Annotated in this window: 15 protein-coding genes; 8 read left to right on the top strand and 7 right to left on the bottom strand. The window is 68.2% G+C overall.

What is annotated here, in order from left to right; translation table 11 throughout:
• Nucleotides 1-34: 34 nt before the first annotated feature.
• Nucleotides 35-1,438: a dihydrolipoyl dehydrogenase gene (gene lpdA, locus GON09_RS23270; RefSeq protein ID WP_213933965.1), complete on the bottom strand. Its 1,404-nt coding sequence runs from the start codon at nt 1,436-1,438 to the stop codon at nt 35-37.
• Nucleotides 1,439-1,642: 204 nt separating this feature from the next.
• Between lpdA and GON09_RS23265 the strand changes: the two genes are divergently transcribed.
• Entirely contained in the window at nt 1,643-1,933 is a 291-nt protein-coding gene (locus GON09_RS23265; protein ID WP_213933964.1) for a hypothetical protein, read from the top strand.
• A 37-nt stretch (nt 1,934-1,970) separates the two neighbouring features.
• Here the strand turns inward: GON09_RS23265 and GON09_RS23260 are convergent, their stop codons facing one another.
• Both GON09_RS23260 and GON09_RS23255 read right to left on the bottom strand, forming a co-directional pair.
• Nucleotides 1,971-2,816: an SDR family oxidoreductase gene (locus GON09_RS23260; protein ID WP_213933963.1), complete on the bottom strand. Its 846-nt coding sequence runs from the start codon at nt 2,814-2,816 to the stop codon at nt 1,971-1,973.
• A gap of 30 nt (nt 2,817-2,846) precedes the next feature.
• Nucleotides 2,847-4,181 carry a wax ester/triacylglycerol synthase domain-containing protein gene (locus tag GON09_RS23255; RefSeq protein ID WP_213933961.1) on the bottom strand — a complete coding sequence of 445 codons (1,335 nt, stop codon included), beginning with the start codon at nt 4,179-4,181 and terminating at the stop codon, nt 2,847-2,849.
• Between GON09_RS23255 and GON09_RS23250 the strand changes: the two genes are divergently transcribed.
• Nucleotides 4,180-6,198 (top strand): prolyl oligopeptidase family serine peptidase, encoded by a 2,019-nt coding sequence (locus tag GON09_RS23250; RefSeq protein ID WP_213933960.1) that lies wholly within the window; start codon nt 4,180-4,182, stop codon nt 6,196-6,198. The genes GON09_RS23255 and GON09_RS23250 overlap by 2 nt on opposite strands.
• Nucleotides 6,199-6,251: 53 nt before the next feature.
• Here GON09_RS23250 and GON09_RS23245 read toward each other — a convergent pair whose 3' ends face one another.
• Nucleotides 6,252-7,256 (bottom strand): LacI family DNA-binding transcriptional regulator, encoded by a 1,005-nt coding sequence (locus tag GON09_RS23245; RefSeq protein WP_213933959.1) that lies wholly within the window; start codon nt 7,254-7,256, stop codon nt 6,252-6,254.
• Nucleotides 7,257-7,356: 100 nt separating this feature from the next.
• On the opposite strand from GON09_RS23245, the gene GON09_RS23240 reads away from it, so the two are divergent.
• The 4 genes from GON09_RS23240 to GON09_RS23225 are packed head-to-tail and all read left to right on the top strand — an operon-like array spanning nt 7,357 to nt 11,898.
• Entirely contained in the window at nt 7,357-8,715 is a 1,359-nt protein-coding gene (locus tag GON09_RS23240; RefSeq protein WP_033096161.1) for an MFS transporter, read from the top strand.
• Nucleotides 8,712-9,206 (top strand): type II 3-dehydroquinate dehydratase, encoded by a 495-nt coding sequence (aroQ, locus tag GON09_RS23235; protein ID WP_213933958.1) that lies wholly within the window; start codon nt 8,712-8,714, stop codon nt 9,204-9,206. Before GON09_RS23240 ends, aroQ begins: the two co-directional genes overlap by 4 nt.
• Nucleotides 9,203-10,069 (top strand): shikimate dehydrogenase, encoded by an 867-nt coding sequence (locus GON09_RS23230; protein ID WP_213933957.1) that lies wholly within the window; start codon nt 9,203-9,205, stop codon nt 10,067-10,069. Before aroQ ends, GON09_RS23230 begins: the two co-directional genes overlap by 4 nt.
• The gene (locus GON09_RS23225) at nt 10,069-11,898 is read left to right on the top strand and encodes a bifunctional sugar phosphate isomerase/epimerase/4-hydroxyphenylpyruvate dioxygenase family protein (protein ID WP_213933956.1); all 1,830 of its coding nucleotides are present in this window, start codon (nt 10,069-10,071) and stop codon (nt 11,896-11,898) included. Before GON09_RS23230 ends, GON09_RS23225 begins: the two co-directional genes overlap by 1 nt.
• Here GON09_RS23225 and GON09_RS23220 read toward each other — a convergent pair.
• Nucleotides 11,884-12,741, bottom strand: a complete 858-nt coding sequence (locus tag GON09_RS23220; RefSeq protein ID WP_138844132.1) for an alpha/beta hydrolase family protein — start codon at nt 12,739-12,741, stop codon at nt 11,884-11,886. The genes GON09_RS23225 and GON09_RS23220 overlap by 15 nt on opposite strands.
• 160 nt (nt 12,742-12,901) lie before the next feature.
• Between GON09_RS23220 and GON09_RS23215 the strand changes: the two genes are divergently transcribed.
• Nucleotides 12,902-13,255, top strand: coding sequence for a hypothetical protein (locus GON09_RS23215; protein WP_213933955.1), 354 nt, complete (start codon nt 12,902-12,904; stop codon nt 13,253-13,255).
• 13 nt (nt 13,256-13,268) lie between these two features.
• Here GON09_RS23215 and GON09_RS23210 read toward each other — a convergent pair whose 3' ends face one another.
• Nucleotides 13,269-14,111: an NADPH-dependent oxidoreductase gene (locus GON09_RS23210; protein WP_213933954.1), complete on the bottom strand. Its 843-nt coding sequence runs from the start codon at nt 14,109-14,111 to the stop codon at nt 13,269-13,271.
• A gap of 194 nt (nt 14,112-14,305) precedes the next feature.
• On the opposite strand from GON09_RS23210, the gene GON09_RS23205 reads away from it, so the two are divergent.
• On the top strand, nt 14,306-14,509 hold the full coding sequence (locus tag GON09_RS23205) for a PspC domain-containing protein (protein WP_213933953.1): 204 nt from the start codon (nt 14,306-14,308) through the stop codon (nt 14,507-14,509).
• Between the two features lie 599 nt (nt 14,510-15,108).
• Here the strand turns inward: GON09_RS23205 and GON09_RS23200 are convergent.
• Nucleotides 15,109-16,125, bottom strand: coding sequence for an alpha/beta hydrolase (locus GON09_RS23200; protein ID WP_213933952.1), 1,017 nt, complete (start codon nt 16,123-16,125; stop codon nt 15,109-15,111).
• Nucleotides 16,126-16,146 lie beyond the last annotated feature (21 nt).

Genomic DNA, 16,146 nt, shown 5'->3' with positions numbered 1-16,146 from the left:
AATGTCGGACGCGGGCCTGCAGGGCCCGCGGTCCTCAGAAGTTGATCATGTGTCCTGCGAGGCCGTGGATGGCCTCCTGCAGCGCCTCGCTCAGAGTCGGGTGCGTGTGGACGTTGCGCGCGAGCTCGTCGACCGTCAGGTCCCACTTCTGGGCGAGAGTCAGCTCGGGCAGCAGCTCGGAGACGTCGGGACCGATGAGGTGGCCGCCGATGAGCTCTCCGTGCGTCTTGTCGGCGATGAGCTTGACGAAACCGGTGGGATCGCCCAGGCCGTGCGCCTTGCCGTTGGCGGTGAACGGGAAGGTCGCGACCTTCACGTCGTAGCCCTCGGCCTTCGCCTGCTCCTCGGTGAGCCCGAAGGAGGCGACCTGCGGCTGGCAGAAGGTCGCGCGCGGCATCATGCGGTAGTCGCCGAGCTCGAGGGTCTCGGCACCGCCGATGGTCTCGGCCGCGACCACACCCTGCGCCTCCGCGACGTGCGCGAGCTGCAGCTTCGCGGTGACGTCGCCGATGGCGTAGATGCCCTTGACGTTGGTGCGCATGCGCTCGTCGATCGCGATGGCACCGCGATCGGTGAGCTCGACGCCGGTGTTCTCGAGGCCGTAGCCCTCCACGCGCGGCGCGAAGCCGACCGACTGCAGCACCTTGTCGACCGTGACGGTCTCGACGTTGCCGGACTTGTTGTCCTTGATCTCGACAGTGACCTTCGAGCCGTCGTCCGAGATCTTCTGGACGGCAGCGCCGGTCTTGATGGTGATGCCGAGCTTCTTGTACGCCTTGGCGATCTCCTTGGAGACGTCGGCGTCCTCGTTGGGCAGCGCGCGGTCGAGGAACTCGACGATGGTGACGTCGACCCCGTAGTTCTTCAGGACGTAGCCGAACTCCATGCCGATGGCACCTGCACCGACGATGATGATGGACTCGGGAAGGTCGCGGGTGAGGATCTGCTCCTCATAGGTGACGACGTTCTCGCTGAGCTCGGTGCCCGGCAGCAGCTTGGTGACGGAGCCGGTGGCGATGATGACGTTGTCGAAGGTCACCTGTTCGGTGCCGCCCTTGGTGAGGGCCACCTCGATGGTCTTGGCGTCGACGAACGACCCCAGACCGTCGTATTCGGTGATCTTGTTCTTCTTCATGAGGAAGTGCACGCCCTTGACGCGACCGTCCGCGACCTTGCGGCTGCGGTCGTAGGCGGCACCGAAGTCGAAGGACACGTCACCGGAGATGCCGAAGGTCTTGGCCTCTTTGTTGAAGAGATGCGCCAGCTCGGCATTGCGGAGAAGCGCCTTGGAGGGGATGCAGCCCACGTTCAGGCAGACACCGCCCCAGTACTTCTGCTCGATGATGGCGGTGCTCAATCCCAGCTGTGCCGCGCGGATAGCAGCGACGTACCCACCGGGACCGGCTCCGAGGACAACGACGTCATAGTGTGAGGTCACGGATATACAGGGTAGTCCCGCCCGATTCCGGTGTCTGCCGATGGTCCGGTTACCCGCGGGTAGCCACCGTCACGATCCACTGTCCGCCGATCGGATGACGGCGCGTGTCGTCCGGTTCGGGCATGATGTCGCCGTGCGTGTTCCCCGTCGAGATCAACCCGTGCGGCGCGAGGCCGCTCGGGTGTTCGACACGGGAGAACCCACATGGAATACAACGCGATGATCGAACTCGACGCCCACCTCGATCGCCTGACCGACGACGAGACCGTCGACCTCATCGAACCGATCGTCCCGCACCACGGGGCGGTGGGGCGCAGCGACAACGGCCGCGTCCAGCTCACCATCACCGTCGACGCCGTTGACTCGATCCACGCCCTGCGGTTCGTGCGCGACCTGATGCAGGCCTCGTACCCGTCCTACCGCGTGAACGCGGTGGACGTGTTGCCGACCAGCGCGTTCGACGCGATCTACGGATTCGGCGACTATTTCGCCTGAAATGACAGGTCGGCGCGGGTCCGCGTCGCGCGGAAACTCACTTCCGGCGCCCGAACCTCCGCATGCCGAGCAGGTACCGCGGGATCGACCGGAGCGGGACCCGCACCGGCCAGTCGTCGGGTCGGAAGTACGCCTCGGTGCCGCCGTCGACAACCACGACGCTGCCCGTCATGAAGTCCGCCGCCGGCGACAGCATGAACTCGACCCACTGCGCGATCTCCTCGGGCTTCCCGAAACCCCCGAGCGGAACGGGGAAGCTCTCCACCGCCTTCTTGAGCGGGCTGTCGAGCTGCGCGTCGAGCAGGGGGGTGGAGATCGCTCCCGGTGCGAGGACGTTGAGGCGGATGCCGGCCCCTGCCCACTCGGGGGTCACCGCAGCCCGGCGCGCCCATCGGGTCACGGCGATCTTCGACGCCGCGTAGGTGAACGGCGGACCCGCCTGCGGAATACGCGTGGCGCGGGCGACGCCCTTGTCCATATCGCCGGCGAGGAAGGCCTTCACCGCCGAGTTCGGCACGCCCGGTGTCGTGGTCGTCGAGTTGGATCCGAACACCACGACCTTGCTGTTCACGGAGGCGGCCAGAGCCGGTCGCCAGCCGACGAGCAGGTCGATCACGCCCCGCACGTTGACCTGCGCGATGATCTTCTCCTTGCCCGGGGTGGGGCCCAGCCCGGCGGCGAGCACGGCACCGTCGAGACGGCTGCCTGCCAGCTCGAGCGTTTCCCGGACGGCGTGGGAACGGCCCTCCGGAGTGGACAGGTCCGCCGTGACCTCGGTGTCCTTCAGGTCGATACCGATCACCGTGTGCCCGGCGGCCCGCAACCGCTCCGCGCTCGCCCTGCCCATTCCCGACGCGGCACCCGTCACCGCATATACCGCCATGTGACCCTCCATCATCGGATTCGGCGCACGTTACAGCGAGGCGACCGCCTCGCGCAGCAGGGTGACGTACCGAGCGAGACCGGCCGCGTCGACCACTTTCGGGGAGGTCGTGACCGACAGGGTCACCGACTCGCCTATTCCGTGCACGCCGTGCGTGAGTGCCTGCACCGGCGACAGGCCGGGGAAGCCGGAGGTGAACCGCACCCGTCCGCCACCGAGTTCCAGGTCTGCCGGCCCGCGGTCGACGCTCGACACGACGGTGTTGCCGGTGACGGTGGGTGGGACCACGGACAGGTCGAGGCGGTCGGTGCCGAACCGCAGCAGCGGCGCGGGAACGTGATCGTCGGTCCGGGCGCGCACCGCCATCGCGGGGTGACACGCACGGATCCGCTGCAACGCCAGGTCGGCGGCGATCGCCGCGGCACGCTCGTGCGGGTCGCGGATGGTGCAGTGCAGGTCGACGCCCACGTTGCGGTAGCTGTTCCGGGCAGTCGCGGCGGGGACCGCCACCGGCACCTCGGCGGACAGTTCGTCGACGCCGAGGAACTCCGACAGGGCAGCGCCGATCGCGGTGAGCGCGCCGACCGTGACCGTGCCGACGCGACGCAGGTCGGCGACGTCGAGCACGAGTGTGCGGACCGTCCGGCGCGGTCCGGGCGCGGTGTTCACGGCGACCAGCGGCCTCCCCGGCGTGGGTTGCGGCACCGACGGATCGGCGAGCCGTCGCGCCGCCTCCACCGCACGTCGCCCGTCGGCGATCACCCGCGGGATCGAGAAGGGCAGCCGCAGCGCGGCCCGCGCGAGCATCCCGGCCGGCGAGGGGGCACGCGGCGGGGTCGTGGGTGTCGCGGTGCCCGACAGCAGGTCCCGGGCCAGCGCCGAGGTGCGCACCCCGTCCGCGAAGGCGTGCGACAGCTGCAGGACGACGACGAGCGCGGGATCGCTTCCGCGCGGAGCATCGGTGACCTGCGGGAAGACGTGTAGTCGCCACGGTGAGACGGTGACGTCGACGCGGGTCGCGACGAGCCCGGACAACACATCGAGCACGTCGCCGTAGCTACCGGATTCGTGGACGAGGAGCCGATCCTCGGTGGGCGTGTGCGCTGTCCAGTAGGGATAGTCGAGACCCGCGGGTACCTCGGCCATCCGCACCTGCAGCTCCCCCATCACCGCCACCCGCGACCGCAGTTCGGCGAGCACCTCGGCGACCGGAACCGCGGGGGCGTCGAAACAGTAGAGGGCGAACAGGTCGCCCGGGATGCGGTCGCCGAGCCATTCTCGGCGCGCGTCCGACGGATGCATCTGCACGAGGTCACAGTCTGCCTGCCACTCGCGGCAGGTGCGGTGCGGGTATGAATGGGTCATGAGCGACGACACGACCGATCCGTACCTGTGGCTCGAGGACGTCACCGGCGAGAAACAACTCGACTGGGTGCGTGCCCGGAACGACCGAACGGTCGAGGCGTACACCCGCACCGACGGCTTCACCGAGCTCGAATCCCGCATCCGCGAGGTGCTCGACACCGACGCCCGCATTCCGTACGCCCGTCGGCGGGGTGAGTACCTCTACAACTACTGGCGGGACGCCGAGCACGTACGCGGCCTGTGGCGTCGCACGACGATGGAGCAGTACCTGCGCGACGAACCCGAATGGGACGTCCTGGTCGACCTCGACGCCGTCGCCGAGGAGGAGGGCGAGAACTGGGTGTGGTCGGGAGCCCAGGTGCTGAGGCCCGATCAGACCCGCGCGCTCATCAGCCTGTCGCGCGGTGGTGCCGACGCGAGCGTGATCCGCGAGTTCGACCTCCTCGAGCGACGATTCCTCTCGGGCCCGGACAGTTTCGAACTGCCCGAGGCGAAGACGGACATCGGATGGATCGACGCCGACACCGTCTACGTCGGAAGCGATTTCGGCGACGGGTCGCTCACCGACTCCGGCTACCCGCGTCTCGCGAAGAAGTGGCGTCGCGGCACGCCGATCGAGCAGGCCGAGACGGTCTTCGAGGGTGAGCGCAGCGATGTCGCCGTCTCCGCCTGGTACGACGACACTCCCGGATACGAACGCACCTTCGTCGACCGCGCGATCGACTTCTACCGGGCGCACCGGTTCGAACTCACCGCGGACGGCGAACTCGTCAGGCTCGACGTTCCCGACGACGCCCGGGTGAGCGTCTACCGCGACCACCTGCTCGTGCGTACCCGATCCGAATGGCTCGGATATCCCGCCGGCACGCTGCTCGCAGCGGACTATCCGGCATTCCTCGCCGGCTCGCGCGAGGTGACGGTGTTGTTCGCCCCGGACGAGCACACCTCGCTCGAGCAGTACGCGTGGACGAAGAACCATTTGCTCGTCGTCACACTGCGCGACGTGCAGACCCGCGTGCGGGTGCTCACGCCCGGTGACGACGGCTGGTCCGACGAGGAACTGCCCGGTGTCCCCGATGCCACGTCGACCTCGATCATCGACGTCGACCCGCGCACCGGCGACGATTTCTTCCTCAACTCCAGCGGATTCACGATCCCGGCGACCCTGTTGTCCGGGACGGTCGGCGGCGCGGTGGAGGCGATCAAGCAGGCGCCGTCGTTCTTCGACGCCGAGGGCATCACGGTCGAGCAGTACTTCGCGACGTCCGACGACGGCACACAGGTGCCCTACTTCGTGGTCGGCAGCAACACCGGAATCCCTTCGCCCACACTGTTGTACGGATACGGCGGGTTCGAGAACTCGATGGTGCCGGCCTACAGCGGCGGCGTCGGGCGGGCATGGCTCGAGAAGGGCTACACCTACGTCATCGCCAACATCCGCGGTGGTGGCGAGTACGGCCCCACCTGGCATACCCAGGCGCTGAAGGAGAACCGCTACAAGGTCTTCGAGGACTTCGCCGCGGTCGCGAAGGATCTCGTCGCACGTGGGATCACGACCGCCGCGCAGCTCGGCACCCAGGGCGGCAGCAACGGCGGGTTGCTCATGGGCGTGATGCTCACGCGCTATCCCGAATTGTTCGGGGCGATCGTGTGCCAGGTGCCGCTGCTCGACATGAAGCGCTACCACCTGCTGCTCGCGGGAGCCTCGTGGATGGCCGAGTACGGCGACCCCGACAATCCTGCCGAGTGGGAGTTCCTGTCGAAGTACTCGCCGTACCAGAACACCGATCCCGACGCCGCCTACCCGCCGATCCTCGTCACCACGTCGACGCGAGACGACCGGGTACATCCCGGGCACGCACGGAAGATGGTCGCGCGCCTGGAGGAACAGGGACACGAGGTCTCGTACTACGAGAACATCGAGGGTGGTCACGGTGGCGCGGCCGACAACGCCCAGGCCGCGTTCAAGTCGGCGCTGACGTTCACCTTCCTGGCCGACACGCTCGCGAACCGGTGAACTTCGGGGAGGTTGTGGGCGTTTTCCGTCGTTGAACACGCACACAACCTCCCTCATCTCACGGGGCCGGTGGACTCGCGGACGACCAGTTGGGTCGGAAGTACGAGTTCGTCGGCCACCGCGACGCGCTCGTAGGCCTGCCGGGCGAGCATCTCGATGGCCCGTGCCCCGGCGTCCTCGGTGCGTTCGGCGAGTGTCGTGAGCGACGGCTGACACAGGTCGGACCCGAAGATGTTGTCGAAACCGAGCACGCTCACGTGCTCGGGCACGGACACCCCGCGTTCGCGCAGCCGGCGCAACACTCCGATCGCGAGCATGTCGTTGTGACACACCACCGCGGTGGCACCGGCGGCCACCGCGGCGTCGGCCGCGGCGGCACCGCCTCCGAGCGTCGGCGAGTACGGACCGAAGCGGCGCACCACGATGTCGTGGGCCTGCGCCGCCGTCTGCAGACCGGCCCACCGTCGCGCTCCCGACCACGACTCGGGCGGGCCGCCGAGGAACAGCAGCGAGCGGTGCCCCAGCGATGCGAGGTGGTCGACGATCTGGCGCGTGCCCGTCTCGTAATCGGCGACGACGCAGGATATTCCGCGGATCGCGCGATTCACGAGGGTTACGGCGTCGAGTTCCGCGACGCGGCGGAGCTCGTCGTCGGGCATGCGCGCGGCCGCCAGGACGAAGCCGTCGACGGCCGGCCCCAACCGCCGGATGATGTGCGCTTCGGTGGCCGCGCTCTCCTGCGTGTCGGCGAGGACGAGGGTCCGCCCGGAGGCGACGGCGGCGCGCTCGGCTCCTTTGATCACGCCGGAGAAGAAGGGGTTCGTGATGTCGGGGACGAGCAGCGCCAGGGTGTTGGTGCGTCCCGATTCGAGGGCGCGGGCAGCGGGGTTGGGGGCGTAGCCGAGCCGGTCGGCGACCTCGAGGATGTGGTCGCGGGTGGCGGCATTGACCCGGCCCGGGTTGGTGAAGGCGCGAGACACCGTGGACGCTGCGACCCCCGCCTCGCGGGCCACAACGGTGATGGTGGCGCGTTTCCGTGAACGCGGAGCAGCCGACATGCGGACAGTATGGCAAAAAATGGCAAACGATTGCCGTGTGCTGCGCCACACCCCTACCGTCCCTGTATCCGATACTGAAGACCCACCCCCGAGGCATCCGATGACTGAAAACACCACCGTGCAGCGCACGCCCCGCAAGGCGGCACTCGCCGCGTGGAGCGGCAGCGCACTGGAGTACTACGACCTGGCGATCTACGGCACCGCCGCTGCGCTCGTCTTCCCCAAGATCTTCTTCCCCGAAGGGAACCAGGCGGTCGCGACCGTCGCGTCGCTCGCCACCTTCGGCGTCGCCTACGTCGCGCGCCCGTTCGGGTCCATCCTGATGGGCCACATCGGCGACCGCTTCGGCCGCAAGCTGATCCTCGTCGGCACGCTGCTGCTGATGGGTGTCTCGACATTCCTCATCGGTTGCCTGCCGACCTACGGACAGATCGGCATGCTCGCACCGATCCTGCTGGTCGTGCTGCGACTGCTCCAGGGACTGTCCGCCGCGGGTGAGCAGGCCGGCGCGAACTCCATGTCGTTCGAACATGCCCCCGACGACAGGCGTGGTTTCTTCACCAGCTGGACGCTGAGCGGCACGCAGGGCGGCCAGGTGCTCGCACCGCTGATGTTCCTGCCGGTGATCGCCCTGCTGTCCGAGGAGCAATTGCAGTCGTGGGGCTGGCGAGTGCCCTTCTGGATCAGCGCCGTGATCGTGCTGATCGGTTTCCTCATCCGCCGCAGCCTCGACGAGACCCCCGAGTTCCACGCCGAGAAGGCGCACGCCGAGGCACCCAAGGCGCCGCTGGCGGTGCTCTTCCGCCACCACTGGACCGGCGTCCTGCGGGTCTTCTTCGCGGCCTTCATCGCCATGGTGAACACGGCCTTCCAGGTGTTCGCCCTCAACTTCGCCACGGCCGACGAATACGGCATCGGCATCAGCGACACCACGATGCTGTGGCTGGCAATCGTCGCCAACATCATCGCCGTGGGCACCATCCCACTGTGGGCCATGCTGTCCGACCGCATCGGCCGCAAACCGGTCTTCGTCTCCGGCCTGATCGGCAGCGCCGTGATGGTGACGGCCTTCCTGTGGTCGATCTCGCGGGGCGACGTGCCGCTCGTCCTCGTCACCGGCATCCTCCTCGCCGGCGTGATCTACAGCATGCCGAACGCGGTGTGGCCCGCGACCTATGCCGAGTACTTCCCCACCAGCGTCCGACTGTCGGGCATGGCGATCGGCACCCAGTTCGGCTTCGCGCTCGCCGGCTTCACCCCGGCCATCGCAGGGTCGCTCATGGACGGCAACGCCGACAACTGGTACCGCGTGGCCCTGTTCTGTGTCGGCGCCGTCGTCATCTCGTTGATCGCGGTGGCCACCGGACCGTCCGGAACCCACAAGGTCCCCACCCGTGAGATCGGCCTGCTCCCCCACGACCGCAACACCACGCCGGTCCCCGCCGGGGCCGCATCGTGAGTGCGCGTCCCATCATCGCCGTGCTCAACGGGCCCAATCTGAACCTGCTCGGCAAGCGCGAACCCCGTCTCTACGGCACCGCAACACTGGCGGACATCGAGAAGTCGTGCCGCCGCACCGCCGACGACCTGGGATTCGACGTCGACTTCCGGCAGACCAACCACGAGGGCGCCCTGATCGATTCGATCCACGACCTGCGCGAATCGGCGGCCGGCTTCGTCGTCAACGCCGCGGCCTACACGCACACCTCGGTGGCGCTGCACGACGCGCTGGCCACCGTCACGGCACCGATCGTGGAAGTGCACCTGACCAACGTCCACGCCCGCGAAGAGTTCCGGCACCGCTCCTACGTCGCTCCCGTCGCGAAGGCCGTCATCGCCGGCTGCGGCCCCGACGGATACGAGTTCGCCATCCGCCACCTGGCCGCGCTCGCGACCGACGCCGGCACCGGCACGGCAATCGACACCGATACGAAGGACAGTTCCCGATGACCACCGCCGCGCCCGCACGTACGTCCTTCCTGTTGGGCCTGTTCGGCGCCGGAATCGGCGGATCGCTCACCCCGGCCATGCAGGAACGGGAGGGCTTCGCGTCGGGATTGAACCTGACCTACCGCCTCGTCGACGCCGAGCGTCTCGGCTACGGCGCCGAGAATCTGGCCGAGATGCTCGACTGGGCACAGCGATTCGGGTTCGACGGGCTCAACATCACGCATCCGTTCAAGCAGGTCGTCATCCCGCTGCTCGACGAGTTGTCCGACGACGCCCACGATCTCGGGGCCGTCAACACCGTGGTCTTCCGCGACGGACGCGCACTCGGTCGCAATACCGACTGGTCCGGCTGGGGGCGCGCGTTCCGCCGGCGCCTGCCCGACGCCGTCGCCGACCGGGCCGTGCTGGTCGGGGCCGGCGGTGCCGGGTCGGCCGTCGGCTACGCGCTGCTCGAGCAGGGCGCCGAGCACGTGTCGATCGTCGATGTCGACGTGGAGAAGGCCCAGGCCTGCGCGACCCGCCTCGCCAAACGGTTCGGCGACGACCGGGTCCGCGCGACCACCGACCTCGCCGGTGCACTGACAAGCGCACAGGGCCTGGTCAACGCGACCCCGACGGGCATGACCGGCCACCCCGGGCTCCCCGTTCCCGCCGACCTCGTCCGCGAGGATCTGTGGGTCTCCGATGTCGTGTACTTCCCGCTGGAGACCGAACTGATCCACCTCGCCCGCTCCCGCGGATGCCGCGTCGTACCCGGCGGTGGTATGGCCGTCTTCCAGGCCGTGGGGGCCTTCGAGTACTTCACGGGCGTCGAACCCGACGCCGAACGAATGGTCCGACACTTCGAGGAGCTGACCAGCTGATGCGCCGCGGAATCGCCACCGTCTCGCTCTCCGGTGTTCTCGCCGACAAACTCGACGCGATCGCCGCCGCGGGATTCGACGGAATCGAGATCTTCGACAACGACCTCATCGCGTCGCCGCTGTCCCCCACCGAGGTGGCCCGGCGCTGCGCCGATCTCGGCCTGTCGATCGATCTGTTCCAGCCGATCCGCGACATCGAGGGCGTCGACCCGCGGCGGTTCCCCGACGTCCTGCATCGCGTCCGCCGCAAGCTCGAGGTCATGAACGAGCTCGGCTCGACGACCTTCCTGGCGTGCTCGAACGCGCTGCCGAACGCGATCGACGACCCGGAGCTGTCCGCCGAGCAGCTGCGCGCCGTCGGTGAGCTCGCCGCCTCGCACGGGGTCACCTTCGCCTACGAGGCGCTGGCCTGGGGGCGTCACGTCAACCGGGTCGGGCAGGCGTGGAATCTCGTCGAACGCGCCGATCACCCGGCGGTGACGCTGGCCGTGGACACCTTCCACATGCTCGCGCGCGGCGACGACGGACGCGCCCTGGCCGGAATCCCGGGCGAGCGTATCGGTTTCCTGCAGGTCGCCGATGCCCCGGTGCTCGAGATGAACGTCCTCGAATGGAGCCGGCACTTCCGCTGCTTCCCGGGGCAGGGCATGCTCGACGTCTCCGGGGTCGTCGCGGCCGTGCTCGACTCGGGTTACGACGGCCCGCTGTCGCTCGAGGTCTTCAGCGACGTGGTGCGCGAAGCGGATCCGCATGTGACCGCGCGCGATGCGATGCGGTCGCTGTTGTTCCTCGAGGACCGGCTCGGTGCGCGGGTCACCGGTCCCGCACGCGAGAAGGTGACGGTGGCCCCGCCGGTACCGGCGCGCACCGATGCGGCGTTCGTCGAACTCGCCGCCCCCGACCGCACCGACTACCCGGCGCTGCTCACCGGACTCGGTTTCCACGTCGCCGGCCGGCACCGCAGCAAGCCGGTCGCGTGGTGGCGCAACGGAGGCGCGAACGTCGTCCTCAACGAGGAACCCGCACCGGGTCCGGCCGCGACCGCGCTGGGACTCGTCGCGCCCGACGTCGCCGCGGTAGCCGAGCGGGCCGCGAGTCTGCTGTGGCCTGCGGTCGACCGCACCCGCGGCGAGGGTGAAGCGGGTCTGCCGGGCATCACCTCCCCCTCCGGATTGCACGTCTTCGTCAGTGCCGAGCCCGGGGAGACCGACGACTGGCACAACGACTTCGTGGCGGGTGACGCCCCGGACACTCCCGCGGCGGACGAGGGATGGCTCGGTCTCGACCACGTCGACGTGACGGTGGCCGCGGACGATCTGAACCAGGAGCTGTCGTTCTTCCGCACCCTGTTCGGGCTGCGCCCGGAGGACCCCGAGGAGTACATCCAGCCGCAGGGCCGCCTCCGCATCCGTGCCCTGCGTGCGGAGAAGGGGGACCTGCGCGTCGCGTTGAACGTCTCCGAGACCGGTGCGACGCCACAGCCGCCCGGGGTGACCCAGCTGGCCTTCGCCACGGCAGACGTCGCCGACTCGGTGCGCCACGCGCGTGCGCGCGGTGTGGAGTTCCTTCGACCACCCACGAACTACTACGCCGATCTCGATGCGCGGTTCGCGCTCGACCCCGAGCTGCTCGCCGTCCTGCAGAGCAACGGCCTGCTCTACGACCGAAACGACGACGGAGGTGAATTCCTGCACGCCTACACGCTCCCGGTGCAGGGCGGATTCCAGGTCGAACTCCTCGAACGGCGTGGCGGCTACACCGGATACGGCTCCCCCAACGCCCACGTCCGGCTCGCGGCGGCCGCCCGCGCGGGCTCAGCGGTCACGTAACCACGCCACGATCGTCGCGACGGTGTCGTCGTTGTCGCGGATCCAGCCGTTGTGGCCCAGTGCCCGCGGATTGTGCCATCGGGTGATCTCGGTGGACGGCAGCTTCTCGAGCAGGTGCTGCGCGGACGCGACGGGAGTGAGTTCGTCGCCTTCGATCGTGATCGACAGGACGGGGAGCGTGAGCCGCCCGATCCGTTCCTCGTAGTCGATGTCCGCACCGGTCGGTTCGAATCGGCCGGTGCGGGCCAGTCGCGCCCAGTCGGAGATCAGCGCGCGCGACTGCCGGCCGAACCCGGCGACGTCGATCCGGTCGCCGGGCCAGAATCCGGCGACCGCGGCGGTCAGCGACATCGCCGTCGATCCGAGCCACAGTCCCGGGCCGCGGACGCCCCCGTGATGCCGGTAGTAGGGCGTGCCCGACGCGACGAGGATCAGGCCGCCGAGCCGCCCGCGGATGCGCGCGGCGTAGAGCGCGCCGAGCTGCCCACCCATGGAGTGACCGAGCAGGTAGGGCGTCGAGTCGGGGAAGCGCTCCCGCACCACCTCGAAGACGGCGGGGAAATGCGTCGCGACGATCTCGTGGTAGCCGTACGTGCTGTCCGGTCCCGGCCTCGGACGGCTGTCGCCCTGACCGGCGAGCTCACAGATCGCCGCGTCGAATCCGTGCTCGGTGAACGCCTGTGCGAACGGCTCGTAGTAACCGGCGGGGATCCCGAGACCCGGCACGACGACCACGACGGCACGGGAAGCGTCGCGGCGTGTCTCGTGTTCGTGGTCGGGTCCCGCGAAGAGGCGCACCGGCACCGTGGTGCCGCCGGGAAGCTGGATCGGTACGGTCTCCACGGCCTCAGACTAGGCCGATCCGGGCGGGGCGGTTGCCGGTTTCCTCCTCCACCCCGAGGCCGGAATTCAGGGTCGGGATGGGGGTCGTGCCCGGATGTGCTCGGGCCCGGTCGCGGCGGACGATCGAAATGTCCGGTCCAGCGACCCTTCGGAGGATCCCATGCGTACCCCTTCCACCCGTTCCCGTCTTGCGACCCTCGCCTTCGCCGGCGCCGTCCTGTCGATGGGAACCGCCGCAACCGTTCTCGGAACAGGAACTGCCGCAGCACAACCCGCTCCAGGCGTCGTGGGTATGAGCGAGCAGGCCGCAGTCGAGGTGCTCGCCGCGAACGATGTGCCGTATTCGATCGTCAACCGATCCGGTTCCGTCGGTGGCGACTGCACGGTGACCGCTCAGCGCGACCGGGGGTACCGGACCGTCGTCGAGTACGAATACGACAGCGACGACAACGAGTTCGACCGCGTCGAACGTCAGGTATGGCGAGGCGTCGGCCTGACGGTCGTGTGCCGCTGACCCGTTCCGAAGGTCATTCCAGACCGAAACCGCGCTCTCGTAGAGCATCTCGCATCCCTTCGCGACTTCCGAGCGCGCCGGGCGACGCGAAGCGCCCGAGTACACGTTCGACCCAACTCTCCGCCAGGCCCTGATCGCGGTAGAAGTCGGCAATCTCCTCCTCGTACGCGACGAGGCCGGCATCCCGCTCTTCGGTCGAGTACTGCTCGCGATGCAACACGACATCCTGACTCAGCCGCGGCTTGACCTCCGACTCCACCTCGGGATCGGGACGGCCCACCACCAGCCCGACCACAGCGAAACTGTGGTCGGGCAGAGCCAGTTCCGCGGCCACCTCGCGCGGGTGGTTACGGATGGCCCCGATGTACACGGTGCCCAGGCCGAGGGATTCCGCGGCGAGCACTGCGTTCTGCGAAGCGAGCGCGGCATCGACCACCCCGAGCAGCGCGGACTCCACGTAGTCGACATTGACGAGGGCTTTGTCGTGCTGCTCGGCGACCCTCGCCGCGCGGGCGAGGTCGGCCACCCACACGAGTAGCAACGGCGCGTCGCGCACGGCCGACTGGTGGCCGGCGAGAGTCGCGATCCGGGCCAGCCGGTGGCGGTCGGTGACGGCGACGACGCTCCACAGCTGCAAGTTGCTCGAGCTCGCGGCGGACGAGGCCGCAGCCACGATCGCGCGCAGATCGTCCTCGGAGACCGCATCGGGAAGGAATTTCCGCACCGAGCGATGTGCGAGCTGAAGAGCGAGCACGTCGTTCCAGGCTCCGGAACCACCGGCCGCCTGCACGGCCCCGCGGGTGCCGTACCGACGGCGCAGGGCGGCGAGTTGTTCGTCGAGGACGACGTCGGTCATGGTGGAAGTTCTCCTTCTGATCGAGGTACCGGCGGTCGAGTCTGCCTCGTCCGGACTCTGTCTCCGAGGGTTCCCCTCAGGATGATTCCAGCGCTTCTCCGGTGAACGTCCGGCCGACCCCGAGTCGAAGATCAGGGTGAAGATCCGGGCCGTTCCCGGATGTGGTGGGATCGTCACGGCGACAGGATGAATGCATGAACTTCGAGAACCAGGCTCCCCGCCCCTTCACCCGCTCCTCGTCCCAGCGCATGCTCGGTGGTGTGTGCGCCGGACTGGCCGAGTACTTCGGCATCGACCTCAACCTCGTGCGCGCAGGCGCAGTCCTCACCGCCTTCGTCACAGGTGGTACCGCTGTGCTGCTCTACCTCGCACTGTGGATGATCATCCCCGAGCACTGATCGACACCCGACCCCGAAGACACGCGCCCCCCGATGGACGTCCATCGGGGGGCGCGAGCTTCGCTGCGGGTGGCAGCGGGGGTGAACTACTGCTGGGTGCTGCCCAGCAGAGCGCTGCCGCTGTCGAGCAGGGTGCCCAGAAGTTCGGTGCCGCCGAGCAGTTCGAGGGCGGAGCCGATGAGTTCGATGATCTCCATGTGAATCTCCTTCGTCCGATCGCATACCGGACGGATTTCGTCCGATCGCTTTTCGCCAGCCCGGAATTCCAGGTGGATTCCGTCGGGCTCGCATAGATTCTGGTCACATTTCTCACCCTTTCGCGACCCGAGAATGCGAAAAACTGGTGTGATGACATTCACACTCATCCCAGACATCCGGGCGATCTTTCAAAACCCCAGTTCAGAGCGCTGCAAAAAGAAACCGGAACGTCCGTACCTATAATTCCGTTTCGGGATCGATATTTCCGATCGACCCGATTGATCCCGTTTCCCGATCGGAGATGGGCGAATTGCCGGGTCCACCGGAAATATGTCTACCGAACGGAAATGCCCGGTTCGACGGAGGTCGAACCGGGCATTTCGGCGCGCCGCGGAAGGACGCTACAGTCCGACCGCTCGGGACAGCACCGGCCACGAATTGCGCAGATCGTCCTCCCAGTAGTCCCACGAGTGCGTGCCCGCCGGGCGGATGTCGATGTGCGCGGGAATGTCCAGTTCCTCGAGGCGCTGGGCCATCCGTTGTGTGCAGTGGTGGACCGCCGCTTCGATGCTCCCACCGACGACCACCTGACCGACGAGACCGATCGGGTCGTTGTTCACCGACCGTGATCCGAGCCGCTCGTACTCACCGGGCAGACCCGAACCCGACGAGATGTACAGGTCGATGCCGCGAAGCTTCTCCGCGTGAATGTACGGATCGTTCTCGATCCAACCCGGATCCCCCGCCGGGCCCCACATGTTCTCGGGATCTCCGCCCTTGACCCGCACGACGGCCTGCACGTACGACTGGCCGAGCGGCGTACTCGTCTCGGCGCACCCGCTGTACGCCCCCACCGCCTCGTACAACTCGGGCGCAGCCGTGGCGAGGCCGAGCACCGACGTGCCCGACATGGACAGGCCCGCAATAGCGTTGCGGCCCGACGTCCCGAATTCCGCGTCGACGACCGGCGGGAGTTCGTGCGTCAGGAAGGTCGTCCACATGTTGCGGCCGAGCGCGGGATCGTCGTTGCGCCAATCGGTGTAGTAGCTGTAGCCACCCAACAGCGGCGTGACGACGTTGATGTTCTTGTCGGAGAAGAAGTCCTCGACATCGGTCTGCTTCTCCCAGGTGGCGGCTCCCTGCCCGCCTCCCGAGCCGTTGAGCAGATAGAGCGTGGGACGGGGTTCGCTCGCGTCGGCGGGCATCCGGACCCGCAGGGGGATCACCTTGTCCATCGACGGCGAGTAGACGTTCGCGATCACGGTGCGGTCGCTCTCGCGCTCGACTGAGGTCAACTCCCCGACCGGCCGTTCGCCGGGCTCTCCCGGTTGCGCGACGGCGCCTCCGGGAGTCGTGAAGACCATCGACGTTCCCACCGCCATCGTGAGCAGTACTCGCCGCAACCAGGACGACCGCATGTTTCTCTTCCCCTCGTGGAT

Source organism: Rhodococcus sp. B50 (assembly GCF_013602415.1).
Taxonomy (GTDB): Bacteria; Actinomycetota; Actinomycetes; order Mycobacteriales; family Mycobacteriaceae; genus Rhodococcus.
This window is presented reverse-complemented; position numbering and strand designations above follow the sequence as displayed.

Bases quoted from the DNA above. Each gene is read 5' to 3' on its own strand.
- GON09_RS23245 (WP_213933959.1), bottom strand. From the start codon at position 7,256: ATGTCGGCTGCTCCGCGTTCACGGAAACGCGCCACCATCACCGTTGTG.
- GON09_RS23205 (WP_213933953.1), top strand. From the start codon at position 14,306: ATGAACTTCGAGAACCAGGCTCCCCGCCCCTTCACCCGCTCCTCGTCC.
- GON09_RS23260 (WP_213933963.1), bottom strand. From the start codon at position 2,816: ATGGCGGTATATGCGGTGACGGGTGCCGCGTCGGGAATGGGCAGGGCG.
- GON09_RS23215 (WP_213933955.1), top strand. From the start codon at position 12,902: ATGCGTACCCCTTCCACCCGTTCCCGTCTTGCGACCCTCGCCTTCGCC.
- GON09_RS23265 (WP_213933964.1), top strand. From the start codon at position 1,643: ATGGAATACAACGCGATGATCGAACTCGACGCCCACCTCGATCGCCTG.
- GON09_RS23225 (WP_213933956.1), top strand. From the start codon at position 10,069: ATGCGCCGCGGAATCGCCACCGTCTCGCTCTCCGGTGTTCTCGCCGAC.
- GON09_RS23210 (WP_213933954.1), bottom strand. From the start codon at position 14,111: ATGACCGACGTCGTCCTCGACGAACAACTCGCCGCCCTGCGCCGTCGG.
- GON09_RS23240 (WP_033096161.1), top strand. From the start codon at position 7,357: ATGACTGAAAACACCACCGTGCAGCGCACGCCCCGCAAGGCGGCACTC.
- GON09_RS23255 (WP_213933961.1), bottom strand. From the start codon at position 4,181: ATGACCCATTCATACCCGCACCGCACCTGCCGCGAGTGGCAGGCAGAC.
- GON09_RS23230 (WP_213933957.1), top strand. From the start codon at position 9,203: ATGACCACCGCCGCGCCCGCACGTACGTCCTTCCTGTTGGGCCTGTTC.
- GON09_RS23200 (WP_213933952.1), bottom strand. From the start codon at position 16,125: ATGCGGTCGTCCTGGTTGCGGCGAGTACTGCTCACGATGGCGGTGGGA.
- GON09_RS23250 (WP_213933960.1), top strand. From the start codon at position 4,180: ATGAGCGACGACACGACCGATCCGTACCTGTGGCTCGAGGACGTCACC.